The 23054-nt window shown below is 66.1% G+C and carries 25 protein-coding genes; 12 read left to right on the top strand and 13 right to left on the bottom strand.

Going from position 1 to position 23054, the window contains the following annotated elements; all coding sequences use genetic code 11:
• Window position 1 precedes the first annotated feature (1 nt).
• The gene (locus tag ASG64_RS10745; protein ID WP_056073492.1) at window positions 2-805 is read right to left on the bottom strand and encodes a formate/nitrite transporter family protein; all 804 of its coding nucleotides are present in this window, start codon (window positions 803-805) and stop codon (window positions 2-4) included.
• Window positions 806-895: 90 nt separating this feature from the next.
• Complete coding sequence (locus tag ASG64_RS21900) at window positions 896-1039, bottom strand: hypothetical protein (RefSeq protein WP_200933459.1); 144 nt, start codon at window positions 1037-1039, stop codon at window positions 896-898.
• A 140-nt stretch (window positions 1040-1179) separates the two neighbouring features.
• Here ASG64_RS21900 and ASG64_RS10740 point away from each other — a divergent pair, with 140 nt between their 5' ends.
• The 4 genes from ASG64_RS10740 to ASG64_RS10725 all read left to right on the top strand — a co-directional run bounded on the left by ASG64_RS10740 (window position 1180) and on the right by ASG64_RS10725 (window position 3333).
• Complete coding sequence (locus tag ASG64_RS10740) at window positions 1180-1467, top strand: hypothetical protein (protein WP_056073490.1); 288 nt, start codon at window positions 1180-1182, stop codon at window positions 1465-1467.
• A complete protein-coding gene (locus ASG64_RS10735) occupies window positions 1454-2416 on the top strand; it encodes a hypothetical protein (RefSeq protein WP_056073488.1) in 963 nt (320 codons plus the stop codon). The genes ASG64_RS10740 and ASG64_RS10735 overlap by 14 nt, the downstream gene beginning before the upstream one ends.
• Complete coding sequence (locus tag ASG64_RS10730) at window positions 2413-2841, top strand: hypothetical protein (RefSeq protein ID WP_056073486.1); 429 nt, start codon at window positions 2413-2415, stop codon at window positions 2839-2841. The genes ASG64_RS10735 and ASG64_RS10730 overlap by 4 nt, the downstream gene beginning before the upstream one ends.
• Window positions 2842-2967: 126 nt before the next feature.
• Complete coding sequence (locus tag ASG64_RS10725; RefSeq protein WP_056073484.1) at window positions 2968-3333, top strand: TfoX/Sxy family protein; 366 nt, start codon at window positions 2968-2970, stop codon at window positions 3331-3333.
• 30 nt (window positions 3334-3363) lie between these two features.
• Here ASG64_RS10725 and ASG64_RS10720 read toward each other — a convergent pair whose 3' ends face one another.
• Genes ASG64_RS10720 through ASG64_RS10680 form a run of 9 tightly spaced genes read right to left on the bottom strand, consistent with a single transcriptional unit; the run spans window position 3364 to window position 14438 of the window.
• Complete coding sequence (locus ASG64_RS10720; protein ID WP_056073482.1) at window positions 3364-4749, bottom strand: rhamnulokinase; 1386 nt, start codon at window positions 4747-4749, stop codon at window positions 3364-3366.
• Window positions 4749-6779, bottom strand: coding sequence for a bifunctional rhamnulose-1-phosphate aldolase/short-chain dehydrogenase (locus tag ASG64_RS10715; protein WP_056073480.1), 2031 nt, complete (start codon window positions 6777-6779; stop codon window positions 4749-4751). Before ASG64_RS10715 ends, ASG64_RS10720 begins: the two co-directional genes overlap by 1 nt.
• Window positions 6780-6799: 20 nt before the next feature.
• Complete coding sequence (locus tag ASG64_RS10710) at window positions 6800-8215, bottom strand: L-fucose/L-arabinose isomerase family protein (protein ID WP_056073478.1); 1416 nt, start codon at window positions 8213-8215, stop codon at window positions 6800-6802.
• On the bottom strand, window positions 8215-9384 hold the full coding sequence (gene rhaI, locus ASG64_RS10705; protein WP_042573776.1) for an L-rhamnose isomerase: 1170 nt from the start codon (window positions 9382-9384) through the stop codon (window positions 8215-8217). Before rhaI ends, ASG64_RS10710 begins: the two co-directional genes overlap by 1 nt.
• Window positions 9381-9728, bottom strand: coding sequence for an L-rhamnose mutarotase (locus ASG64_RS10700; RefSeq protein ID WP_056073476.1), 348 nt, complete (start codon window positions 9726-9728; stop codon window positions 9381-9383). The genes rhaI and ASG64_RS10700 overlap by 4 nt, the downstream gene beginning before the upstream one ends.
• A gap of 1 nt (window position 9729) precedes the next feature.
• Window positions 9730-10815 carry a rhamnose ABC transporter substrate-binding protein gene (rhaS, locus tag ASG64_RS10695; RefSeq protein ID WP_042573774.1) on the bottom strand — a complete coding sequence of 362 codons (1086 nt, stop codon included), beginning with the start codon at window positions 10813-10815 and terminating at the stop codon, window positions 9730-9732.
• Window positions 10816-10841: 26 nt separating this feature from the next.
• On the bottom strand, window positions 10842-11879 hold the full coding sequence (locus ASG64_RS10690; protein WP_056073474.1) for an ABC transporter permease: 1038 nt from the start codon (window positions 11877-11879) through the stop codon (window positions 10842-10844).
• Complete coding sequence (locus tag ASG64_RS10685; RefSeq protein ID WP_056073472.1) at window positions 11869-12915, bottom strand: ABC transporter permease; 1047 nt, start codon at window positions 12913-12915, stop codon at window positions 11869-11871. Before ASG64_RS10685 ends, ASG64_RS10690 begins: the two co-directional genes overlap by 11 nt.
• Window positions 12912-14438: a sugar ABC transporter ATP-binding protein gene (locus ASG64_RS10680; RefSeq protein ID WP_056073470.1), complete on the bottom strand. Its 1527-nt coding sequence runs from the start codon at window positions 14436-14438 to the stop codon at window positions 12912-12914. The genes ASG64_RS10685 and ASG64_RS10680 overlap by 4 nt, the downstream gene beginning before the upstream one ends.
• 280 nt (window positions 14439-14718) lie before the next feature.
• Between ASG64_RS10680 and ASG64_RS10675 the strand changes: the two genes are divergently transcribed.
• On the top strand, window positions 14719-15735 hold the full coding sequence (locus ASG64_RS10675) for a LacI family DNA-binding transcriptional regulator (protein ID WP_056073468.1): 1017 nt from the start codon (window positions 14719-14721) through the stop codon (window positions 15733-15735).
• 39 nt (window positions 15736-15774) lie between these two features.
• The gene (locus ASG64_RS10670; protein ID WP_235579571.1) at window positions 15775-16818 is read left to right on the top strand and encodes a glycerophosphodiester phosphodiesterase family protein; all 1044 of its coding nucleotides are present in this window, start codon (window positions 15775-15777) and stop codon (window positions 16816-16818) included.
• 1 nt (window position 16819) lies between these two features.
• Here the strand turns inward: ASG64_RS10670 and ASG64_RS10665 are convergent, their stop codons facing one another.
• Window positions 16820-17503 (bottom strand): FadR/GntR family transcriptional regulator, encoded by a 684-nt coding sequence (locus ASG64_RS10665; protein WP_056073466.1) that lies wholly within the window; start codon window positions 17501-17503, stop codon window positions 16820-16822.
• A 70-nt stretch (window positions 17504-17573) separates the two neighbouring features.
• Between ASG64_RS10665 and ASG64_RS10660 the strand changes: the two genes are divergently transcribed.
• The 3 genes from ASG64_RS10660 to ASG64_RS10650 are packed head-to-tail and all read left to right on the top strand — an operon-like array spanning window position 17574 to window position 20373.
• Window positions 17574-18314, top strand: a complete 741-nt coding sequence (locus ASG64_RS10660; protein WP_056073464.1) for a (Fe-S)-binding protein — start codon at window positions 17574-17576, stop codon at window positions 18312-18314.
• Window positions 18311-19777: a LutB/LldF family L-lactate oxidation iron-sulfur protein gene (locus ASG64_RS10655; protein WP_056073462.1), complete on the top strand. Its 1467-nt coding sequence runs from the start codon at window positions 18311-18313 to the stop codon at window positions 19775-19777. The genes ASG64_RS10660 and ASG64_RS10655 overlap by 4 nt, the downstream gene beginning before the upstream one ends.
• Window positions 19774-20373 carry a LutC/YkgG family protein gene (locus ASG64_RS10650; protein WP_056074316.1) on the top strand — a complete coding sequence of 200 codons (600 nt, stop codon included), beginning with the start codon at window positions 19774-19776 and terminating at the stop codon, window positions 20371-20373. Before ASG64_RS10655 ends, ASG64_RS10650 begins: the two co-directional genes overlap by 4 nt.
• 65 nt (window positions 20374-20438) lie before the next feature.
• On the opposite strand, the gene ASG64_RS10645 is transcribed toward ASG64_RS10650, so the two are convergent.
• Entirely contained in the window at window positions 20439-20855 is a 417-nt protein-coding gene (locus ASG64_RS10645; protein WP_056073461.1) for a VOC family protein, read from the bottom strand.
• A gap of 103 nt (window positions 20856-20958) precedes the next feature.
• Between ASG64_RS10645 and ASG64_RS10640 the strand changes: the two genes are divergently transcribed.
• From ASG64_RS10640 to ASG64_RS10630, 3 genes are read left to right on the top strand one after another with little or no spacing between them, the layout of a single operon-like run.
• Entirely contained in the window at window positions 20959-21918 is a 960-nt protein-coding gene (locus ASG64_RS10640; protein WP_056073459.1) for a helix-turn-helix transcriptional regulator, read from the top strand.
• A gap of 60 nt (window positions 21919-21978) precedes the next feature.
• Window positions 21979-22815, top strand: coding sequence for an SDR family oxidoreductase (locus tag ASG64_RS10635; protein ID WP_156388351.1), 837 nt, complete (start codon window positions 21979-21981; stop codon window positions 22813-22815).
• A 19-nt stretch (window positions 22816-22834) separates the two neighbouring features.
• Window positions 22835-23038 (top strand): zinc-ribbon domain-containing protein, encoded by a 204-nt coding sequence (locus ASG64_RS10630; RefSeq protein WP_056073455.1) that lies wholly within the window; start codon window positions 22835-22837, stop codon window positions 23036-23038.
• Window positions 23039-23054: the final 16 nt, after the last annotated feature.

Genomic DNA, 23054 nt, shown 5'->3' with positions numbered 1-23054 from the left:
TTCACGACCGGCGTTCCTCCTTCACCAACTCCTTCGTACGCACCAGTCGAAGAACCGTCACGAGCATCACGCCACCGACGATGTTGAAGCCGACCGTATAGCCGAACCATTCGATCCACTGCCGGTAGTCCACGTCCGCGCCGGCGTGAATGGCGCCGAAGATCAACAGCGAGTCCAGGATCGAGTGGAACAGCTGGAGGCCCGCCAGCAGGAAGCCGGCCGCCATGGCCGCGATGATGCGGGCGACGTCCGACGTGGTTCCCTGCTGCATCCTCGTCAGCAGTGTCATGGTGCTGCCGCCGAGGATCGCCAGGCAGATCGACTGGGTGTTCAGGGGGGCGTCGACGAAGTGGTGCGCTGACTCGGACAACACGGTGAGCCACTGCGGAAATGCGTGTGCGACAAGCCACATGACTCCCCATCCGCCGACCAGATTTGCCAGCAGCGTGCCGATCCAGAGTTTCGCGAGTTGGGCGGGAGTGCCGTCGCGGGACACCACGGCGGCGACCGGCATGAGGAAATCCTCGGTGAAGAGCTCGCTGTGCGCGAGATAGATTGCGACGAGCCCGATCCCGAACGCCAGTCCGGCGAGAAGATGGCTGCCCGTCTCGTCCAATACAGCCAGGTAGGCCATCACACCGAGGGCCACTTCGAGCCCGCCGAACAGGCCGGTGACGATCACCGCGCGAACGGTGCGGTGCAGACGCTCGGCACCCTCGGTGACGACCGCGTCGAAACTCTCTTCCAATTCCTCTTCGACGGGACCTTCGTTGTCACCGTCATTGCGGCGCGCTTCTTCGCTCATCCTTCGGTGTACCCCACTGGGTGAGCTGCTACCGGCTGATCGTGGACTTCCGCCACCGCTGGGCGGGGATGGGAGTCCACGATCGGGCAGTCAGCGCTTCTTCTTGTTCACCGCTGCGGAGGCGTCGTCGGCAGCGATGGTGCCCGCGGCCTTCGTCCTCTTGTCGAGCCGCTTTTCCTTCAGCGACTTACCCGATTTCTGTGTCATCGAGTTGCGCGGAGACTTGTCAGCCATGGTGTCAGCCCCTTGATCAAGGGAACCAGGTGGCTCCGATACGGCGAACACTACGCCTGATGCGGCGTGAGCAGCGCAAACGCCGATAGTGGAACGCGTCGTGCGACTGACGCGTCCTACCCCACGAGGGGGTGGGAACGATGATGTTCGTCGTCGCTGATGTGGGGGCCATGCGGGCCGCGAGTCGAAGTGTCCTCGGCGAGGCCGAGCAGATCGGTGTGCTGCCGCGCGGTGTGAACGCTCTACCCGGTGCCGCGACCGCGGCCGCACTGGCCCGGGCCGAGGCACGAGCGGTGTCGGCGCTGAACGATCTTGTCGCGAGTTTCTCCGCGACAGCTCGGTCGCTGGATGCCGCCGCCGTCGGGTACGCCGACGCGGACTCGGCCAACGCTGCACGGCTCGAAGGAATCCGGCGTGGAGGTCGCTGAGCTCGCGCCGCGCCGAGAAGTGGTGGCGTCATGGAATCCCGGCAGCGTGCGGATCGACGCGGCGTGGATCGGTGACGGAGCGTCAGTCCTCGACTTTCAGGCGGCGGCAATCGACAGGAGCCGCGTCGATCTGCGTGAGGCGTGGCAGGGTGCGGCCGGCGATGCTGCGGTAGGTCGTCTCGGACGTGATTTTGCTGCGGCGCAACGTCGGACGAGTCAGCTACGGGTGCTGGAACGTGCAGTGCGCGACGGTGCTTCTGCTCTCGAGGTCGCTCGGGAGGCGCTCCTCGACGCTGTCGCCGTGGCCGAGGCGGACGGTTGCCTCGTCGCACCGGACTGGTCGGTCGTCAGTGCTGCTGACAACGGTGCCGCCCATGCGGCGGTCATCGCTGCGCATGTACAGGCGCTGATCGATGCGGACGAGTCGGCGGCACGGTCCATCGACGACGCGTCTGCTGCACTCCTCGACGGCGAACCACGCCACTTCGTCCCCCTCGCGATCGGCCTGGCCTGGGCCGTGGAGGCGGCGGTGCACGCGATGATCGCGGCCGGGGTGCTGTCCGTCGGCGCGATGGCCTTCGCACTGGTCGACCGGTTCGGCATGAATGCGTGGGATGCGATCCACGACGCGCTGCCGGACAGCTTCTTCCAGGATGCCGGGCCGGTCGATGCGGCGGGTGTCGACGACGTGTTGAACGATCTGACGGAGCCGGGCCGACGCGGTGTCAACAGACAAGTGGAGTCGGAAGAGGACGTACGAACCGTATTCGACGAACTCACTGAGCAGGGTAGGGCGGTCGGAACAGGTGACAGTGTCAAAATTATCGAGCGATACGAATTGCCGGACGGTACGGGAATCCAGTTGCGAGTCGACAGCAAGTCTGGTGGATCAGTGATCGACATAGTGAAGCCGGAGGGTACTCAAGTGATCAAGGTGCATGTGCGATGAATGTCGAAGAGGGCCTGGAGTTTCGACTGCTCGACGAACTCGATGATGATTGGATGCCGCTGTGGGGCTTCGTGGCCATGGTTTCCGGTTTCCGGGGATGGAACACCACGATCGACACCGTTGCCGGCGTCATTCGTTGGTTCGCCGAGTCCGGGTTGATGGCGTTCGGAGCGCTGGCGAACAACGACGTCGGGTGGGAAGAGTGGGACGCAGACATCGACGAGTCGATGCGCCGGATCGCAGAGGGACACGGGACCAGTCAGGGCTACCTGCTCGCTACGAAACGTGAAGACCTGGTCTGGTGCGAAGTGTTTCGTGCGAACATCACAGAGAAGGGTGAGCGACGCCTTGCGGAGCTCGAGGCGAAGGGCATGACGTGGGACAACACGATCGGCCCGTTCGAGACTCGCAGCGGACTGCGGTGATCCTGTGCAGAAATCGTCGCTAGGCGAACATTTCTGCACCGCATTCGTCGCGACGGTGCGTTCAGCCGCGGTATCCGCGGCTCCGCACACCTTCCGGCGCGCCGGGACTCGACGTAAAGTTCCCGCATGGCTCGTGATGCCGACCTCGAGGACCGGGTTCGCGCTGCGCTGTCCGCCAGGTCCACCGTGACCGAGAAAGCGATGTTCGGCGGTCTTGCGTTCATGGTCGACGGGAAGATGGTCGTGTCCGTCGGCAACGGCGGCGGCGCCTTGCTTGTCCGAGTACCGCGCGAGCGCGACGACGACTACGTCGGACGCCCGGGAGCTCGTCGTGCGCAGATGGGCGCCGGTAGGTGGATGGGACAGGGGTGGATCTCGGTGAACGCTGCAGCTCTGGAGTCCGACGACGACCTGCAGGTCTGGATCGACGCCGCAACCTCCTCAACTCCCGCACCACCCGCGGCGAGCCGCACCACGGATCCTGTGCAGTAATCCGCGGACAGCGCGGATCACTGCACACGATCACCGCGTCGGCAGGTACTCCACCAACTCGAACGAGTTCCGCACCACCCGCCGCAGGTCGGCGAGACCGCCGCTCACCACACCGGCCGCCCGGGCCTGCACCAGCACGTTGCCCAGGGCGGATCCCTCGACCGGTCCCGCGACCACCGGCAGCCCGGTGGCATCCGCAGTGAGTTGGCACAGCAGCGCGTTCTGGGAACCGCCGCCGACGATGTGCACCACCTCGACGTCGATGCCTGCGAGCTCCCCGGCCAGCGCCACCGACCGCGCGTACGCCGCCGCGAGGCTGTCCACGATGCAGCGCACGAACGACGCGGGGGTCGTCGGAACCGGCACTCCGGCCGCGAGGCACTCGGCGGCAATTCGCGCCGGCATGTCGCCCGGTGGCAGGAACACGGGGAGGTCGGGATCGATGACCGACGACGCGGGCAGACCGGCAGCCTCGACGAGCAGTGCGCCGAGGGACAGCTCGAGACCGTCACGCTCCCACTGCCGCAACGACTCCTGCACCAGCCACATACCCATGACGTTGCGGAGCAGTCGCACGGTGCCGTCGACACCGGCCTCGTTGGTGAACCCACCGTCTCGGGCCGCAGACGTCACCACGGGCTCGTGCGTCTCGACTCCCACCAGCGACCAGGTGCCCGACGCGATGTACGCGAAGTTCGGTGTCGCAGCCGGAACCGCCACGATGGCCGATGCTGTGTCGTGGGTTCCCACCGCGACGACCGATGCGTCGGCACCAATCACGTTCGCGACGTCCGGGGAAAATTGCCCGATCGTCGTTCCCGGTGCGACCAGGTCCGGCAACAGGTCTGCCTTCAGGCCGAGTGACGCGATCGATTCGCGATCCCATGCGCGGGTATGTGGGTCGAGGAGCCCGGTTGTCGACGCATTGGTCACCTCGCCTCGAGCGACGCCGGTGAGCCAGTACGCCAACAGGTCCGGGACCATGAGCAGGCGCCTGGCGACGCTCAGAGTATCGGGCGACTCGGCCAGCAACTGGTACACCGTGTTGAACGGCAGCGAAGAAATACCGCTGCGAGAGAACAGGTCCTCGTGCTCGCCGTCGGTGCGGGAGTCGCGGTAGTGGAACGGGACGCCGAGCATGCGCCCGTCGGCATCGAGAAGGGCGTAATCGACCGCCCACGTGTCGATGCCGACGGACGTCAACGGCTGGCCGTCCAACCGCTCGACCAGCGACCGCAATCCGTCGAGCACACCCTGATACAGCGCAAGGATGTTCCAGTGCAGCGATCCACCGAGTCGCACGGGGCGGTTCTCGAACCGCGCGATCTCCGTCAGGTCCACCCGACCGTCGACCACGCGCCCCAGCATCACTCGACCGCTCGACGCCCCCAGATCCACCGCCGCGAATGCCCCCATCAGCGCAGGAACGCGGCTGCGACACCCGCATCGACCGGGATGTGCAACCCGGTCGTGTGGGTCAGTTCTCCACCGGTCAAGGCGAACACGGCGTTGGCGACGTGCTCTGGCAGGACCTCGCGCTTGAGCAGGGTGCGCTGCGCGTAGTACTCGCCCAGCTTCTCCTCCTCGACGCCGTAGACCGCGGCACGCTTGGCGCCCCAGCCGCCCGCGAAGATGCCCGAACCGCGGACCACGCCGTCAGGGTTGATGCCGTTGACGCGAATGCCGTGGTCACCGAGCTCGGCGGCGAGTAGCCGAACCTGATGTGCCTGATCGGCTTTCGTCGCCGAGTACGCGATGTTGTTGGGTCCGGCGAACACCGAGTTCTTCGACGAGATGTAGACGATGTCGCCGCCCATGCCCTGCTCGATCATGATGCGGGCCGCCTCGCGGGAGACGAGGAAGGACCCGCGTGCCATGACGTCGTGCTGCAGATCCCAGTCCTTGACGGTGGTCTCGAGCAGCGGCTTGGAGATGGACAGTCCGGCGTTGTTGACGACGAGGTCCACTCCACCGAAGGCCAGCACGGCGTCGGCGAACCCGGCTGCGATCTGTCCTTCGTCGGTGACGTCGGCGGCGATGCCCACGGCCACGTCGGCACCACCGATCTCGGCGGCGGCTGCTGCGGCCTTCGACGCGTCGAGGTCGGCGATCACCACGCACGCGCCCTCGGCTGCCAGACGCTGCGCGATGGCCTTGCCGATGCCCGACGCGGCGCCGGTCACCAGTGCGATCCGGGTGGCCAGCGGCTTGGGTGCGGGCATCCGGGCGAGCTTCGCCTCCTCGAGTGCCCAGTACTCGATGCGGAACTTCTCGCGCTCGTCGATGGGGGCGTAGGTCGAGACGGATTCAGCACCGCGCATCACGTTGATGGCGTTGATGTAGAACTCGCCGGCGACGCGGGCGGTCTGCTTGTTGGCGCCGAAGGAGAACATGCCGACTCCGGGGATCAGCACGATGGCGGGATCGGCGCCGCGCATCGCGGGACTGTCGGCCTCGGCGTGCTCGGTGTAGTAGCGGGCGTAGTCCTCGCGGTACGCAACGTGAAGCTCACGGAGCCGAGCTGACACATCCTCCAACGATGCGGTCGTCGGGAGGTCGAGCACCATCGGGCGCACCTTGGTGCGCAGGAAGTGATCGGGGCACGACGTTCCGAGTGCGGCGAGGCGCGGGTGCTCGGACGAGGCGAGGAAGTCGAGGACGGCGTCGCTGTCGTCGAAATGACCCACCTGCGGTCGGTCGGTCGACGCGAGCCCGCGGATCAGCGGGAACAGGGCCGCGGCGCGGGTGCGTCGATCGTCCTCCGGCAGTGCCTCGAAACCCGTCAGCGGGGATCCGAAGGGCTCCGAGCGACCGTTGTCGGCAAGGAACTGCTCGGCGGTCCGAATGATCTCGAGAGACCGCTCCTCGCTCTCGGAGCTGGTCGCGCCCCAGGCAGTGATCCCGTGTCCACCGAGGATGCACCCGATGGCCTGCGGGTTCTTCTCGGCGATCTCGGCGATGTCCAGGCCGAGCTGGAAGCCCGGGCGACGCCACGGCACCCACACCACACGGTCGCCGAAGCACTTGCGCGTCAGCTCCTCCCCGTCGGCGGCGGTTGCGAGTGCGATACCCGAGTCGGGGTGGAGGTGATCGACGTGAGCCGCCTCGACCAGTCCGTGCATCGCGGTGTCGATGGATGGTGCCGCGCCGCCCTTGCCGTGCAGGCAGTAGTCGAAGGCGGCGACCATCTCGTCTTCGCGGTCGACGCCGGGGTAGACGTCTTTCAGTGCGCGGACGCGGTCGAGTCGCAACGCGGCGAGCCCGGCGGGCTTCAGCGTGCCCAGGTCACCGCCGGATCCCTTGACCCACAGCAGCTCCACGTCCTCACCGGTGACCGGGTCGGTCTCGGTTCCCTTCGCGGAGGTGTTGCCGCCCGCGTAGTTGGTGTTGCGCGCATCGGCGCCGAGTCTGTTGGACCGGGCGATCAGATCGTCGATCGTCGTCACAGTGGTTCTCCTGAGTAGGTCTAGACGCTGGTATAGGAAATGCCGAGCAGCTCTGCTGCGGCCTTGATGTCCTTGGCGCGGTGCCCGACGCACAGTGCCCAGTGGTGGCCGGTGCCGGTGGCACTCCACTCGTCCGTCCACTCGCCGGGATCGCGTCCGAAGTCGACGCGGGACGTGGTGTTGCCGATCTGCAGCAGAGGCCCGGGGACAACGGTGCCCTCGGAGGTGATGAACGTGAACGAGCCGTCACGGTTCTGTCCGATAGCGAAGGTCGTCACGGGCCCGGGCTGTACGTCGAACTCGACGCTGACGCCGTATCCACGCTTCCCGTGATAGACGCCGAGGCCGCGGAGCAGAGGCTCGCCGGCCGACACCTGGAGGTGGGCGGGCCCGTCGTGCCCCATCTCGACGACACCGTCTCGGAAGTTCAGTGCCTGAAGCTCCGTGAAAGACCCACCGGCGCCCAGGCGGTCCGCGATCAGCATGGCGACGGCGGTGCGGATGTCGTATTCGCCGGCCAACGGAATTCCGCGGGCTGTGAGCAGCGAGGCGCCCAGAATCATGCCGGCGCCGAGACGTTCGTGTAGTTCGCCGTCGAGTCCGCGGTGGTAGTACGCCATGGCGTCGAGTCCGAAGTCGTCCACGAGGGCATCGAGGCCGACCGATACGCGAGCGCCCCACGCGAAGTCGTCGTTCACGACGGAGTCGTCGAGGTGGAAGACGCTGCGCGCGAGTTCGAGTCGCTCGTCCACCTGTGCGTCGGTGACACTCTGGACACGCACCCGCAGGTCGTCGAATTCCAGTACCTCGACGTGGGCGCCGAACTGCGACGACAGCAGGGTCATGTCGGTCGAGATGTCCAGCATGCCCGGATACAGATGCCCCATCAGGCCGAGCCGGGAGTGTCGTAACGCAGCGCGCGCCGACGCGGCTCCCACCCATGCCTCGATGCGGGACCACGCGTTCTCGTCGTGGAGATAGCCCGAGACGGAGCGGAAGTCGATACCGCTGCGACGGAACACGTTCGCAACTTCGGGGAGCGGGCACTGACCGCAGTACGCGAGCCATTCGCCGGTGCCCGTAGTGGCGTGGTCCATGGCCTCGGTGGGTTGCAGATCGATCAACAACACCGGGGCATCGACTCGTTGCGCGATGGGCAGCACCATCGACGACGTGAGATACGTCGTCAGGAATACGACGACGAGGTCGCAATCGGCAACTCGCAACTTCTCGGCCGCAGAGGCAGATTCCGTTGCATCGGAGACGAAGCCGGCATCGACCACGACGCAGTCCTGCTTCTCGAACCGCTCGGTGACGTAGCGAGCGGACTGCTGCAACGTCTCCAGGAGACCGGGGAACTGTGGCCAGTAAGCACCCAGTCCGCCCGACACCAGACCCAGGCGAGTCTTCCTCGGAACCATCCGCTCCAGGCCCATCAGGCTCCCCAGCTCGCTTGCTGTCCGCCGACGCGCTCGGCTTCGACGCGTTCCATGTACCCGGAGCGGGCGAAGGCGGCGACGGGGTCACGGTCGATGCCGCGGGACTCCCGCAGATCGCCCAGCAGCCCCCGGACATCGGTGTTGTAGGCGTCCATGAGCACCGCGTGGGCACCGAGGATGTCGCCGTCGATCTGCGCCTTCTCGAGTGCTGACGCATCGATGAGCAGCGCCTTCGCCGTGGCTTCCTGCACGTTCATGATCGACCGGATCTGGCCGGGGATCTTCGGCTCGATGTTGTGGCACTGGTCGAGCATGAAGTTGATGCCCGACGAGGGGAGGTGGGCATCGGAGGCGACGATCTCGTGCATGATGCGGAACAGCTGGAACGGGTCCGCGGCACCGACGATGAGGTCGTCGTCGGCGTAGTTGCGGGAGTTGAAGTCGAAGGCGCCCAGCTTGTTCTGTCGGATGAGCTGCGTGACGATGAATTCGATGTTGGTGCCCGGCGCGTGGTGCCCGGTGTCGAGGACCACCTTCGCCTTGTCGCCGAGGGCGAGACAGTGCAGCAGCGACGTGCCCCAGTCGGGGATGTCGGTGGTGTAGAAGTACGGCTCGAAGAACTTGTATTCGATGAGCAGTGTGTGGTCGTCGTCGAGGCCGGCGTAGATCTCCTGCAGCGACTCGGCGAGGCGGTCCTGGCGCGCGCGGATGGAGTCCTGTCCGGCGTAGTTGGTGCCGTCGGGAAGCCAGAGCTTGAGAGTTTTCGAGCCGGTTGCCCGCATGACGTCTACGCACTCGAGGTGGTGGGCAACGGCCTTGGCGCGAATCCGTTTGTCGGCGTTGGTCAGTGACCCGAGCTTGTAGTCGTCGTCCTGGAAGACGTTCGAGTTCACGGCTCCCAATGCGACGCCGTTCTCGGCGGCAAACGAGGCGAGCGCGGAGTAGTCGTCGACCTTGTCCCACGGAATGTGCAGCGAGACGCGGGGAGCTGCGCCGGTGACGCGGTTGACCTCGGCGGCGTCGGCTACCTTCTCGAAAGGAGTGCGGGGCACGCCGGCGGTGGAGAAGACCTTGAAGCGGGTTCCGGAGTTTCCGTAGGCCCAGCTAGGCACCTCGATACCGAAGTCGGCGAGGGCCGAGATGTCCTGTACTGCTGTGGTGCTCATGATGGGTGACCTTCGCGGAGTTGAGTCTCGAGGTGGAAGAGTTCGCGCAGCAGCACGAATCCTTCGTCGGGGGTGGCAGACCCGAGGCCCGTGAAGAACGGAGCCATCTGGGCCTGCCACCGTGCGTTGACGTCGGTACTGCTCATCGCTGTCTGCGCCGCGCCCAAGTCCGGGCTTTCGACGTAGCCGACGATCAGGCCGTCGTCACGGATGTGCAGGGAATAGTTGTTCCAGCCGTTCGCTTTCAGGGCCTCGAGCATCTCGGGCCACACCTCGGCGTGACGACGGGAGTACTCGGGAACCGATTCCGGCCTGAGCTGCAGCGTGAAGCAGTACCGGTTCATGTCAGAAGTTGTACTGGTCGATATTGGCGGAGTCGAAGACCGTGGGCGGTCCGAGGACCAGTTCGCCGTCGACACCGATGGTGTATTCGCCGAGCTCGCCCGCGGTGAACTTCTCACCTTCGGCGCCGGTGATCTGACCGGACGACAGGGCTGCACCGGCGTAGGCGGCGAGGTAGCCGATGTCGGTGGGATCCCACAGCGCGAACTGCTTCACGGTCCCGTTCTTGACGTACTCACGCATCTGGTTCGGCGTGCCGAGTCCGGTGAGGACGATCTTGTCCTTGTACGACGAGCCCGAGATGTAGCGGGCGGCAGCGGAAATGCCGACGGTGGTGGGGGAGACGATGGCCTTCAGGTCCGGGTAGGTCTGCAGCAGACCCTGGGTCTCCTGGAAAGACTTCTGGTCGTCGTCGTTGCCGTAGACAGTGGTGACGAGCTCGATGTCCTTGTACTCCGGGTTGGACGCGAGCTGCTCCTTCAGCACCTCGATCCAGGCATTCTGGTTGGTGGCGTTGGGAGTTGCGGACAGGATGGCGATCTTGCCGGATCCGCCGATCTGGTCGCTGGTCATCTTCGCCAGCGATTCGCCGACGCCCTCGGTGGTGGCCTGGTTGATGAACAGGTCGCGGCAGCTCTTGTCGGCGTCGGAGTCGAAGGTGACGACCTTGACGCCGGCGTCACGCGCCTGGTTCAGCGAGGGGCACACCGCGTTGGGGTCGTTCGCAGCGATCGCGATGACGTTCTGGTTCTGCTGGATCAGGGTATTGATGTAGGACACCTGCGACGATGCGCTGGCGTCGTTGGGGCCGACGAGCTTGTACTCGCCACCGAACTCGCCGACGGCCTTCTCGCCACCGGCGACCTCGATGTCGGAGTACGGGTTGTTCAGCTGCTTGGGCAGGAAGCCGATCTTGAGGCCGTCCTGGATCTCGGCGTCGGGGTTGGCGGTGCCGGTGACGCGGCTTCCGCTGTCGGAGGACTCGGAAGCCGACTCCTGCGTCGTGCCACCGCAGGCGGTGAGGACGAGAGACAGGGCGGCGATGCCGGCCAGTGGCGCCAGCGCGAGGCGCCGGGAGGTGCGGGACATGGTGGACCTTTCGGGAAGGGGGTGGATCAGAGTCGTGCGACGGCTTTGCGACGGTCCGACGATGTGCGGACGGCCTTGATCAGGTTGGGCAGGAGGACGGCGACGATGAGCAGGACGCCGGTGACGACGGTGAGTGCTTCGTTGGAGATGTCCTCGAGACGCAGCGCGTTCTGCAGTGCCGCAAGGAGGACGACGGCGGCGAGGACGCCGACGAGTCGGCCCTTGCCTCCGAAGATCGAGACGCCACCGAGAAGGACCGCGGCGACGACGGACAGTTCGAGACCGGCACCGTTGTCGGCACGGGCACTCGAGTAGCGCAGGCTCCACAGGACCCCGGCCAGGGCGGCGACCGCTCCGGCAACAACGTAGAGCCAGAACTTGATGCGGTTACCGTTGATGCCGGCGAACTTCGCGGCCGTGGCACTGGCGCCGGTGGCGTAGATGTTTCGGCCGAGCGAGGTGAACTGCAGGACCGCGCCGAACACTACTGCGAGGATGACCAGTGGCACAGCAAGATTGGGAACCGACGAGTCACCCAGTGTGCCGGTGACCCACGAGGTGTAGGCCCGCGGGAAGTTGGACACGGCCGTGTCACCCAGTAGGACGAAGGCGAGTCCGCGGAAGAGCGCGAGCGTGCCGATCGTGACGGCGAGGGACGGCAGACCGAGCGTGGCGACGAGGAATCCGTTGAGCGCGCCGAGCAGTGCGCCGAGCAGGATGCACATCGGGACGATGGCCTCGATGGTGAAGCCGTTGTTCCACATCCAGCCCATCGCTGCGCCGCTCAGACCGAGAGTGCTGGCAACGGACAGGTCGATCTCGCCGGTGACGATGATCAGCGTCATCGGCAGCGCGATGAGGAAGATCGGCGCGAGGTCGAGTACCAGGAAGGTGAAGTTGGTGGAGCTGCCGAAGTCGGGGTTCATCACCGACGCGCCGAGCACGACGACGATGGTCAGGAAGATGACCGCGGTGTCCCAGCTGGCCAGCAGTTCCCGGATGCGACTGCCCTGCTGCACGGTCGGTGCGGGGGCGTCGGGACGGGTGGCGAGATCACTCGACATGAGCGCTCCTCTTCCGAAGTTGCTGGGCGGCACGCACGGCCGCGATGCGATCCGCCGCGATGGCGATGAGGATGAGCGCGCCGACGATGGCCTGCTGCCAGAACTGATCGATCTGCAGGACCGGGAGCGAGCTGTTGATGGTGGTCAGCAGCAGGGCGCCGAGGGCGGCTCCCCACACGGTGCCGACCCCGCCGACGACGGCCACGCCGCCGACGACGCAGGCTGCGATGACGTTGAGTTCGTAGCCGGTGCCGGCCGCCGCGTCGACGGTGCCGAAGCGGGCGGCGAACATGACTCCGGCGATACCGGCCATGGCGCCGGAGAAGGCGAAGGCCGCCAGCGTGCGCTTACCGACGGAGATGCCGGCGAGTTCGGCGGCGTGACCGTTGGACCCGATGGCGTAGAGATCGCGGCCGCTGCGGTATCGGCCGAGGTAGATGCCCGCTCCGACGAGTGCGATGACGGCGACGATCACCAGGACGGGGAGTCCGAGAACGCTGGCCGTGCCGAGATCGAGGAAGGAGCCGGGCATTTCGTCGGCGGTGATCTGCTCGCCGCCCGCCCAGAAGAAGGCGATGCCGCGGAAGATGTACATGGTGCCGAGCGTGACCACCAGGGCGGGAACGCCGCCATAGCGGACGAGTAGCGCGTTGAAGACTCCGCACAGCGTGCCGACGACGATGCCCGCGAGGATGCCGAGCACGATCGGCGAGCCGGCCTTCATGACCGATCCCGCGGCGAACGCGGAGAGGCCCAGCACCGAACCGACGGAGAGGTCGATGTTCTTGGTGATCATGACGACGGTCTGACCGACGGCCAACACGGCAATGATCGACGCGGCGAGCAGCAGGTCGCGGATGCTCTGACCGGACAGGAACGAGCTGTTGGTCGCCGCGGTCACCGCGATGAGGACGACGAGCGCGCCGAGGATGCCCAGCGAGCGCATCCGCAGGATCTTCTCGACCAGCGAGCTGCCATCCTTGGTGACAGGCTTGAGCGGGTCGGCCGCCGGGGCGGTCTGGGTGGTGACGGTCATGCTGCGGACTCCGATCCCATGGCGGCGAACATGACCGATTCCTCGGTGGCATGATCGCGATCGATCTCCGCGGCGATGCGGCCTTCGCGCATGACGAGCACGCGGTCGGCCATACCGAGGACCTCCGGCAGTTCCGAGGAGATCATGACGACGGCGACTCCTTCACTGGCGAGACGCGAGATGATCTTGTGGACTTCAGCTTTGGTGCCGACGTCGATGCCGCGGGTGGGCTCGTCGACGATGAGAACGATCGGGTCGGTGGCGAGCCACTTGGCCAGCACCACCTTCTGCTGGTTGCCACCTGACAGGGTGCCGACAGGGTCGGTGATGCGTGAGAACTTGGTCTGCAGCTTCTTCGTCCATTCCTGGGCCGAGCGGCGCTCGCCACCACCCACGAGGAAGCCGAAGCGCGACAACGCTTGTGATCGCGTGAGCGTCACATTGCGTTCGATCGACATCTCGGGAATCAGGCCCTGCTGGCGACGGTCCTCGGGAACGAGGGCGATGCCCGCTCGCATGGCGGCCTTGGGATTACCGGCCTTGAGCACCTTGCCCCGGACCTTGACGGAACCGGAATCGCGAGGGTCGACGCCGAACACCGCCTGCATGACCTCGGAGCGTCCGGCCCCGACGAGTCCGGCGAGCGCAACGATCTCTCCTGCTCGCACCTCGAAGCTGACGTCGGTGAACACTCCGGCACGCGTGAGGTTCTCGACCTCGAGGATGACGGCACCGGGCACGACGTCGAGCTTGGGAAACAGTGCGCCGAGTTCGCGGCCGACCATCTGCTTGATCAGGTCGTCGACGGTGAGTCCGGCCAGCGGTGCGGTCGAGATGTGCTTGCCGTCGCGCATGACGGTGACGCGCTGGCAGAGGTCGAAGATCTCTTCGAAGCGGTGCGAGATGAACAGCACGGCAGCTCCGTCGGCGCACAGGGAGCGAGCGACCTTGAAGAGGCGGGCGACCTCGTTACCCGACAGCGCGGCGGTGGGCTCGTCCATGACAATGACGGACGCCTTGGTGGACAGCGCTTTGGCGATCTCGACGAGCTGCTGGTCGGCGATGGACAGTCCGCTCGCGAGTCGGTTCGGATCCATCGGAACACCCAGGCGAGTGAACAGGGCTTCGGCGGCGGTGTTCATGGCGCCGCGGTCGATCATCCGGCCGCGCGAGGTGGGCTGGGCACCGATGTAGATGTTCTCGGCGATAGTCAGGTCCGGGAACAGCGTCGGCTCCTGGTAGATGACGGCGATGCCCTCGGCCTTCGCGGCGGCGGGGGAGTCGAGCGTGATCGGGGTGCTGCCCGCGAGCAGCGTGCCGGTGTCCGGCTTGTGCACACCGGCCAGCATCTTGACGATGGTGGACTTGCCGGCACCGTTCTCGCCCACGAGTGCGTGCGCTTCACCGCCGTAGAGCGGAAAGGACACCCCGGAGACGGCGGCGACGCTTCCGAACGACTTGGTGACGTCACGGACTTCGAGCAGGGGAACTGCGGTGGGCGTCGTCGCACTGTGGACGCTCATGGATGGGACCTCCGTCGGACCGAAGCGATTCGAATTGAATCGGTTCATTCAGCTCCGTGAACATAGAAGTGACGGGGGCCACTGGTCAACCCCGTGACCCGGATCACGACACAGCGTTACCGAACCGTGACGTGTCCAACGTTGAGCAGCAACGATGAGGACTGGTCACGATGTGGCGCGCCTTGAGGCGCATCGGTGAGTTCGGAAACGGCGTTCAGTTGCGCCATCGTTGGTAAACCGATTCAATGACGACGGTAACGGCATCGAAGGGGGGGCGATCGTGGCAGCGAGCATGCGTGAGGTCGCCGCTCTCGCGGGCGTCTCCATGGGCACCATCAGCAATGTTCTGAACAAGCCCGACATGGTCTCCGCCGCCACTCGTGAGCGCGTCGAGGCGGCCATCGCGCAGCTCGGGTTCGTGCGTAACGACGCGGCCCGCCAACTTCGAGCCGGCCAGTCCCGCATGCTCGCCGTCGTGGTCCTCGACGCCCGCAACCCGTTCTTTCTCGACGTGGCAGCCGGTGCCGAATCGGTGGCGGACGTGAACGATCTGTTGACCGTGATCGTCGGCAGCGGCGAGTCCGAGGAGCGCGAGAATCGTCAGCTTCGCCTGCTCATGGAGCAGCGCGTGCAGGGCATCCTGCTCAGTCCCGTGGGTGAGAACGTGCCGATGCTCGACAACCTCGACCGCCAGGGCACCCCGGTGGTGTTGCTCGATCGCGGGTCCCACGCCCCCGGCAGATCGTCGGTCGCGGTCGACGACGTCCTCGGAGGGCGTTTGGCTGCACGGCATCTCATGGATCTGGGACACCGCACCCTGGTCTACGTCGGCGGCCCGGACAGCATTCGGCAGGTGCGCGACCGCCGCTCCGGCGCCCTCACGGCCGTCGCCGAGTCGGCCAGCACCCGCATGTCGACGGTGTGGTCCACGTCGTTGTCCATCGAGGCCGGCGCACGAGCTGCTGCGCAGATCTTCGACATGACCGATGCGCCGCCGACCGGGGTCGTGTGCGCGAACGACCTACTCGCGCTGGGTGTGCTTCAGGAATGTGTGCACCGCGGTGTCCGCGTACCGGAGGAGCTGGCCATCGTCGGGTACGACGACATCGACTACGCAGCCGGCGCCGCTGTTCCCCTCACGTCCATCTCGCAGCCGCGGGCCGAATTGGGCAAGGCTGCAGCCGAACTGCTGCTGGAGCAGGTCTCGGCGTCGGGAGCTCACGAGTTCCGGCAGCTCACCTTCGAGCCGTCGTTGGTGGTGCGAGGGTCGACCGATCAGGGGTGGCGCGCGCGCTGATCCATCGGGCGTTTACCTCCCCGGCCTAGCGTGGGCGTCATGGCGATGCGACGAGTGCTGCTGACCGTCTCGATGTGCGTGGCGTTGGCGGCCTGCTCCACGCAGGAGACCGAGACCGCGCAGCCGCTCGACGGCTTCGACCTGCAGGCGCATCGCGGCGGCCTCGGATTGGTCACCGAGAGCACACTTGCCTCGTTCGCCAATGCCCTCGAGCTCGGCGTCACCACCCTCGAGATGGACACCCAGATCACCGAGGACGGCGTCGCCGTCGTCACGCACGACCGGAAGGTGTCGGATGTGAAGTGCCGCGACACCCGGCCCGCGACCGACAACGATCCCGAGTTTCCCTACGTCGGGAAGTACGTGAACACCCTGACGCTGGCACAGGTGCGGACCCTGAATTGTGGTGTGGCGCAGCTCGACGGCTACCCGGAACAGCGAGTGGCGACAGACGCCGGAATCCCGACCCTCGACGAGGTGCTCGCGCTGGTGAACTCGTACGACTCCACGGTGCAGCTGAACATCGAGACCAAGGTGGAGGCGGCGGCGCCCACCGAAACGGCGTCCCGTGAGCAGTTCGCCGACGTGGTGCTCGCCTCGGTCGGGGCGGCGGGACTGCTCGATCGCACCACCATCCAGAGTTTCGACTGGGGCGCTCTCCTCGCGGTGCAGAAGGTCGGCCCGTCGGTCCGGCTGGTCGCACTCACGGAGCCCGACTTCCTCGAGGTCGGTGAGCCGGGAGCGTCCCCGTGGCTGGGCGGTCTCGACATCGACGAGTTCGACGGCGATCCGGTGGCGGCGGTGCAGTCGTTCGGCGCCCACGCTCTCTCGCCCGTCCAGGGCAGCCCGCAGAAGGGCGTCGTGGGCGACCCGGACTTCGAGTTCTACGTGACCCCCGAGATGGTCGCGTCAGCGCATGCCGCCGGGATCCGTGTCGTGCCGTGGACGGTGGACGATCCCGCGACCATGGCGGCGCTGATGGACATGGGTGTCGACGGCATCATCACCGACTATCCCGACCGACTTCGCGAGGTGATGGGGGAGCGAGGGATGGCGCTGCCGGACCCGGCCACGGTGCGCTGAGCTAGTCGAGCCGCATCAACCCGTAGAACCCCTCGATGTGCTCGCGCGCCAGGGTGGCGGCCTTGGCGCCGTGGCCTCGGCGCAACGCGTCGACGATGCCGCGATGCTCGCACCGAAGGTTCACCGCGACGGCCGACCAGTCGTCGAGCATGGGCACCGCGTCCATGACGTAGCCGTGGATGGAGTCGCGGAGCGAGGTCATCATCGCCTCGATCAGCACGTTGCCGGCCAGCCCGGCGAACCGTACGTGCAGCTCGGCATCGAGGCGGTGGAACTGGTCGGGTTCCAGGCTCTGGTCGTCCATTCGGTCCAGTAACTCGTCGATGGCACTGAGGTCGGGGGTGCGCGCCGCGGCTTCGCGTAGCGCCCACGACTCGAGGAGCACGCGCGTCTGCACCACATCGGCGATGGGCAGGAACTGTGTTGCCATGTGAAGGCGCAGGGCCGAGCCGATCGACGTGGCAGGGTCCGCCACCACGATTGCTCCCGCGTCGGGGCCGGACCCGACCGACGTCTTCACCACGCCCATCGCCTCCAGCACCCGGATGGCCTCACGAACCGAGCTCCGGCCGACGCCGAGGTCCTCCGCGAGTGCGCGCTCGGCCGGCAGCCGGTCGCCGACGCGGAGTCGGGCCGCCGCCAGGTCCTGTTCGATGCGGTGGAGAACCACCTCGTGTGCGCGCATTGTCGGAGAATAGCTGGTGTGGTCCGACCACAGGGGTTACTGTGGTCAGACCACACGCTCTGGAGGCTCCATGCGGATCGCCCTGTTCGCCACCTGTCTGGCGGACGCACTCTTCCCCGAGTCAGCGAAAGCGACTGTCTCACTGCTCGAACGGCTCGGTCACACCGTCGTCTTCCCGTCGGACCAGACATGCTGCGGCCAGATGCACGTCAACACCGGCTACCTCAAAGAAGCCGCACCGCTGGTGCGCCACCACGTCGAGGTCTTCGAGAAATCTTCGTGGGATGTCGCGGTCGCACCGTCGGGATCGTGCGTCGGATCGGTGCGGCACCAGCACGCGATGGTCGCCCGCCGCGCCGGTGACGAGGACCTGGCCACGCGCGCCGAGGACATCGCCGGACGCACCTACGAGCTGTCCGAACTGCTCGTCGACGTCCTCGGAGTCACCGACGTGGGCGCCTACTACCCGCACCGCGTCACCTACCACCCCACGTGCCATTCGCTGAGAATGCTGCGCGTCGGCGACAAGCCCCTCGAACTGCTGCGCAACGTGCGCGGCATGACCTTGGTCGAACTGCCCCAGGCCGAGTCGTGCTGCGGCTTCGGCGGAACGTTCGCGTTGAAGAATTCGGAGACGTCGACGGCGATGCTCTCGGACAAGATGGCCAACGTGCTGTCCACCGGTGCCGAGGTGTGCAGCGCCGGGGACTCGTCGTGCCTCATGCACATCGGCGGCGGACTGTCCCGCCTGCGCACCGGGGTCAAAACTGTTCACCTGGCCGAGATCCTCGCATCGACGGAGGCAGCATGACCACCTTCTTGGGTTCTCCCGGTATCGGAAACATCCGCGGCGAGGAGAGTTTCCCGAAGGCTGCGAAGCGCGCATTGCAGGACACTCAGATGCGGCGCAACGTCGGGGCTGCGACCAAGACAATTCGGGAGAAGCGACTCGGAGCTGTTGCGGAGTGCGATGACTGGGAGGAGTTACGCCTCGCCGGGAGTGCCCTCAAGACCGATGTGATGTCGCGGCTGCCCGAGCTGCTGCAGCAACTCGAAGCCAACGTCACCGCCCGCGGGGGAGTGGTGCACTGGGCACGCGACGCCGACGAGGCCAACCGCATCATCACGGATCTGGTCAAGGCCACGGGCAGTGACGAGGTGGTCAAGGTGAAGTCCATGGCCACCCAGGAGACCGGCCTGAACGAGTACCTCGAAGCCGAGGGCGTCGCCGCGATCGAGACCGACCTGGCCGAGCTCATCGTCCAGCTGGGTGACGACAAGCCCAGTCACATCCTGGTTCCCGCAATTCACCGCAACCGAGCGGAGATTCGCGAAATCTTCCTGCGTCGCATGCCCGGTGTCGACGCTGCCATCACCGACGAGCCGCGCGAACTGGCCATGGCCGCACGAGAGCACCTCAGGCGGAAGTTCCTGTCGGCGAAGGTCGCGATCAGCGGAGCCAACTTCGGTGTCGCCGAGACGGGGACGCTCGCCGTCGTCGAGTCCGAGGGCAACGGGCGCATGTGTCTGACGCTGCCCGACACCCTCATCACGTTGATGGGTATCGAGAAGCTGGTGCCGACGTTCGCGGATCTCGAGGTGTTCATGCAGTTGCTGCCGCGGTCGTCGACCGCCGAACGCATGAATCCGTACACCTCGATGTGGACAGGGGTCCACGAGGGCGATGGTCCGCAGAACTTTCACCTGGTGCTCATCGACAACGGCAGAACCAACGTGCTTGCCGACGAGGTGGGTCGCGCCGCCCTCAACTGCATCCGGTGCAGCGCATGCTTGAACGTGTGCCCGGTCTATGAGCGAACTGGCGGTCACGCGTACGGGTCGGTGTATCCGGGCCCGATCGGTGCGATCCTGTCGCCCCAGCTCACCGGCACGACCGGCCATGACGACCCCAATGCCTCACTGCCGTACGCGTCATCGCTGTGCGGGGCATGTTTCGATGCGTGCCCGGTGCGCATCAACATCCCGGAGATTCTGGTGCACCTTCGGGCGGAGCAGGTCGATTCCGAACGCGGCGGCATCCCCGGTGCGCAGGAGATCGCGATGCGGGCGGCAGGGTGGGCGATGAACTCGCCGAAGCGATTCGGGATGGCCGAGAAGGCTGCGGGTGTCGGTCGCCTGCTGGCCGGGAAGAAGGGGCACATCGAGTCGCTTCCGTTCCCCGGGTCGTTGTGGACCACCAGCCGTGACATGCCGGCGCCACCGAAGGAGACGTTCCGCCAGTGGTGGGCGCGAACGCACGAGGACGAGTCATGAACGCGAAGATGGAAATCCTCGAGCGCATCCGTTCCGCTACCGCGGGTGGGGTTGCCGGAGTCGATGTTCCGCGGGATTACGACCGCGCTGCGTTGGTCGGCCGGGGGAACGTCGACCGCTTCGCTGAAACGGTCGACGACTATCGCGCTCAGGTGTACCGGATCTCAGAGGCGGAAATCGCCCGTACGGTGGCGTCGTTGCTCGGTGATGGCCGAGCGGTCGTACCCGTCGACCTGCCCTCTGCTTGGGTTGACGGCATAGCGGTGGTTCCGGACGAGGGCCTGTCGATCGACCAACTCGATGCTCTCGACGCGGTGATCACCGGCTGCGCGGTGGGGATCGCTGCCACGGGAACGATCGTGCTCGATGCCTCCGTCGCGCAGGGTCGTAGGGCTCTGACTCTGGTGCCAGACCATCACATCTGCATCGTCCGCGCAGACCAGGTGGTGGACACGGTGCCGCAGGCGTTCGCGGTGCTGGACGCCACTCGGCCGCTGACCTTCATCAGCGGGCCGAGTGCGACCAGTGACATCGAGCTGAACAGGGTGGAGGGTGTCCACGGGCCTCGGCGGTTGGATGTGCTGATCGTCGAGTGACTCGAGTTTGTGGACTTCTACCCCCGCTCAGCGGTGGCAGAAGTCCACAACCAGCTGGAGTTACGTCACCACTGGGGGATGACGTCCAAAATCCACGTTACGCCGAACTTGTCGACAAGCTTGCCGTACAGCGGTGAGAACCCGACCGGCTCGAGTGGCACCAATACTGTTGCCCCAGCGGACAAGCCCTCGAACGCGGCGGTGATCTCGTCCGCATCGTGGCTTCGGAGCGCGCTGTAGAAGGCGTTCTCACCCGCGTTGTAGGGAAGCGAGTCCTGGATGTCGTACGCCATCACGCGGAACCCGCCGGGTGTGCTGACCTCACCCCAGGCGATCTGCTCGGACTGGGCCGGTCCCTGGCCCGACTCGGTGTCGCCGTAGGGGAATGCGACCAGTTCGCCGCCGAAGACTGACTGGTAGAACTCCAACGCTTCACGTGCGTTGCCGCGGAGATTGATGTGCAGGGCGGTGATGACGGTCATCGAGACTCCTCGAGTAGATCGGTCCGGCAGGCTTTGCCGACAGGAACGACGATCGCAGGCCAATAGGTCAGATCCTGACCGCTTGGTCGCCCATACTCGACTCATGTCGGAACCGTCCTCGCGCATGCTGACCCTGTTGTCGTTGCTCCAGGTTCGCCGCGAGTGGCCGGGCACGGAGCTGGCCGGGCGGCTCGGTGTGAGCCCGAGGACCATCCGCCGCGACGTCGACCGATTGCGCGTTCTCGGCTACAACGTCGCTGCGCTGCGCGGGTCCGACGGTGGCTACCGGCTGGACGGGGGCGAGGAAGTGCCGCCGCTACTTCTCGACGACGACCAGGTGGTCGCACTGACACTCGCCTTGCAGGTCGTGCCGGCCCTGGGTATCGACATCGCCGATGCCGCCGAGCGAGCCTTGGCAACCCTCCGAACTGTCATGCCTACCCGCGTCCGCAACAGGGTCGACGCGCTGGCGCTCACTGCGCTGCCTGCGACCGGAGACCCGATCGATCCCGCGGTGCTACGCACGGTCGGAGAGGCGGCGCGCAATAATGAGGTGATTCGCTTCGATTACGCATCTACGGAACATGATTCAGTGATCCCTCCGCGACGCGTGGAGCCGCACGGAGTAGTCGGAGCTGGAGGTCGCTGGTACGTCGTCGGGTGGGATCTCGACCGCGACGACTGGCGTGTGTTTCGAGTCGATCGCATGACACCGAAGATGCGAACGGGCGTGCGGTTCACTCCGCGCCCGATCCCCGGCGGCTCGTCGGCCGAGCTGCTCCGTCGACGCTTCCGCGACACGGTCTCGGGTGATTGGGCGTGTGAAGGGGAGGCGACGGTGCACCTTCCTGCGGCGGAGGTCGCTCCCTTTCTCGCCGACGGGACGGTCGAAGATCTCGGTGACGGTCGGTGTCGCGTCCGCATAGGCGCGTGGTCGTGGACGGGTATCGCGGCATCGTTGGCGCGGTTCGACGCCGAGCTGAAGGACCTACGTCCCCCGGAGCTTGTCGAAGCGGTGGAGAGAGTCAGCGAGCGCTTGCGGCGGGCGGTGGCGAGTGGGTGAGGGGCATACTCGACCCGGACGCGAACGGTCAGCCGTTCGACACTGCTGCGAGGGACGGTCATGCCGACTATTGCTGTCACAGGTTCGACCGGCTCGGTGGGAGGCGTTGTTGCAGCGCACCTCGCGGAAGCCGGCACACCACAACACTTGCTGGTTCGCGATCCCTCCAGAGCGCCGAAGCTGCCCGGTGCCACCGTCGGCACCAGTTCTTACGCTGACGCGGAAGGTGCCACGCAGGCCTTGGCAGGAATCGATGTGCTGTTCATGGTGTCCGGCGCCGAGAATGCGACCCGGCTGGCGGATCACCGCACCTTCATCGATGCTGCGGTGCAGGCCGGAGTTCGGCACATCGTGTACACGTCGTTCTTCAGGGCGGCGCCGAACGCGACGTTCACTCTCGCGCGCGATCACTACTTCACCGAGCAGCACATCCGAGAAAGCGGGCTGGACCACACGTTTCTGCGCGACAATTTCTACAGCGACGTCATGGAACTGTTCGCCGGCGAGGACGGTGTCATCCGCGGTCCGGCGGGGGGCGGACGAGTGTCCTTGGTGGCGCGTACAGACGTTGCGCGAGTCGCGGCACGCGTTCTGACCGATCCTCGGCAGCACGTGAACAAGACCTACGACCTGACGGGGCCGGAGGCGCTGTCGATACCCGAGGTCGCCGCGACCATTGCCGACGTTCGAGGTCGTGCGGTGTCGTTCCACGACGAGACCCTCGACGAGGCCTACGACTCACGATCGGTGTGGAACGCACCGGACTGGCAGAACGATGCCTGGGTGTCGACGTACACGGCGATTGCCTCCGGCGAACTCAGCGCCGTAACCGACGACGTCGAACGGGTGACTGGTCGACGTGCGATGACGCTGCGAGAGGTTCTTCAGAACGGCTAGACCACCTATCCTGGGAGAGGTGTTCCTCCTCTTCGGCTTCGGCCTGAAACGCAGATCCCTCGGCGCGGGCCACACCCGCACCTGCCAGCGCTGCCACAACACCACTCAGTGGGCTCGCATGCAGCAGTACAAGCAGTTCAGCGTCTTCTTCATCCCGCTCGCGCGCTGGAAGCGCACCGAGTTCGAGGAGTGTGGAATCTGCGGGGCGGCTGTGTACGCGTGATCTGTTGCCACATACT

It is taken from the genome of Rhodococcus sp. Leaf247, from assembly GCF_001426185.1.
Classification (GTDB): domain Bacteria; phylum Actinomycetota; class Actinomycetes; order Mycobacteriales; family Mycobacteriaceae; genus Rhodococcoides.
This window is presented reverse-complemented; position numbering and strand designations above follow the sequence as displayed.

What these genes read in the sequence shown, in the direction of transcription:
- ASG64_RS10720 (WP_056073482.1), bottom strand. Translation starts at nt 4,749, where the DNA reads ATGGGGGCATTCGCGGCGGTGGATCTGGGGGCGTCGAGCGGTCGAGTG.
- ASG64_RS10650 (WP_056074316.1), top strand. Translation starts at nt 19,774, where the DNA reads ATGAACGCGAAGATGGAAATCCTCGAGCGCATCCGTTCCGCTACCGCG.
- ASG64_RS10655 (WP_056073462.1), top strand. Translation starts at nt 18,311, where the DNA reads ATGACCACCTTCTTGGGTTCTCCCGGTATCGGAAACATCCGCGGCGAG.
- ASG64_RS10710 (WP_056073478.1), bottom strand. Translation starts at nt 8,215, where the DNA reads ATGGGCCTGGAGCGGATGGTTCCGAGGAAGACTCGCCTGGGTCTGGTG.
- rhaS (WP_042573774.1), bottom strand. Translation starts at nt 10,815, where the DNA reads ATGTCCCGCACCTCCCGGCGCCTCGCGCTGGCGCCACTGGCCGGCATC.
- ASG64_RS21900 (WP_200933459.1), bottom strand. Translation starts at nt 1,039, where the DNA reads ATGGCTGACAAGTCTCCGCGCAACTCGATGACACAGAAATCGGGTAAG.
- rhaI (WP_042573776.1), bottom strand. Translation starts at nt 9,384, where the DNA reads ATGAGCACCACAGCAGTACAGGACATCTCGGCCCTCGCCGACTTCGGT.
- ASG64_RS10645 (WP_056073461.1), bottom strand. Translation starts at nt 20,855, where the DNA reads ATGACCGTCATCACCGCCCTGCACATCAATCTCCGCGGCAACGCACGT.
- ASG64_RS10745 (WP_056073492.1), bottom strand. Translation starts at nt 805, where the DNA reads ATGAGCGAAGAAGCGCGCCGCAATGACGGTGACAACGAAGGTCCCGTC.
- ASG64_RS10740 (WP_056073490.1), top strand. Translation starts at nt 1,180, where the DNA reads ATGATGTTCGTCGTCGCTGATGTGGGGGCCATGCGGGCCGCGAGTCGA.
- ASG64_RS10725 (WP_056073484.1), top strand. Translation starts at nt 2,968, where the DNA reads ATGGCTCGTGATGCCGACCTCGAGGACCGGGTTCGCGCTGCGCTGTCC.
- ASG64_RS10665 (WP_056073466.1), bottom strand. Translation starts at nt 17,503, where the DNA reads ATGCGCGCACACGAGGTGGTTCTCCACCGCATCGAACAGGACCTGGCG.
- ASG64_RS10635 (WP_156388351.1), top strand. Translation starts at nt 21,979, where the DNA reads ATGCCGACTATTGCTGTCACAGGTTCGACCGGCTCGGTGGGAGGCGTT.
- ASG64_RS10730 (WP_056073486.1), top strand. Translation starts at nt 2,413, where the DNA reads ATGAATGTCGAAGAGGGCCTGGAGTTTCGACTGCTCGACGAACTCGAT.
- ASG64_RS10660 (WP_056073464.1), top strand. Translation starts at nt 17,574, where the DNA reads ATGCGGATCGCCCTGTTCGCCACCTGTCTGGCGGACGCACTCTTCCCC.
- ASG64_RS10680 (WP_056073470.1), bottom strand. Translation starts at nt 14,438, where the DNA reads ATGAGCGTCCACAGTGCGACGACGCCCACCGCAGTTCCCCTGCTCGAA.
- ASG64_RS10640 (WP_056073459.1), top strand. Translation starts at nt 20,959, where the DNA reads ATGTCGGAACCGTCCTCGCGCATGCTGACCCTGTTGTCGTTGCTCCAG.
- ASG64_RS10670 (WP_235579571.1), top strand. Translation starts at nt 15,775, where the DNA reads ATGGCGATGCGACGAGTGCTGCTGACCGTCTCGATGTGCGTGGCGTTG.
- ASG64_RS10690 (WP_056073474.1), bottom strand. Translation starts at nt 11,879, where the DNA reads ATGTCGAGTGATCTCGCCACCCGTCCCGACGCCCCCGCACCGACCGTG.
- ASG64_RS10685 (WP_056073472.1), bottom strand. Translation starts at nt 12,915, where the DNA reads ATGACCGTCACCACCCAGACCGCCCCGGCGGCCGACCCGCTCAAGCCT.
- ASG64_RS10700 (WP_056073476.1), bottom strand. Translation starts at nt 9,728, where the DNA reads ATGAACCGGTACTGCTTCACGCTGCAGCTCAGGCCGGAATCGGTTCCC.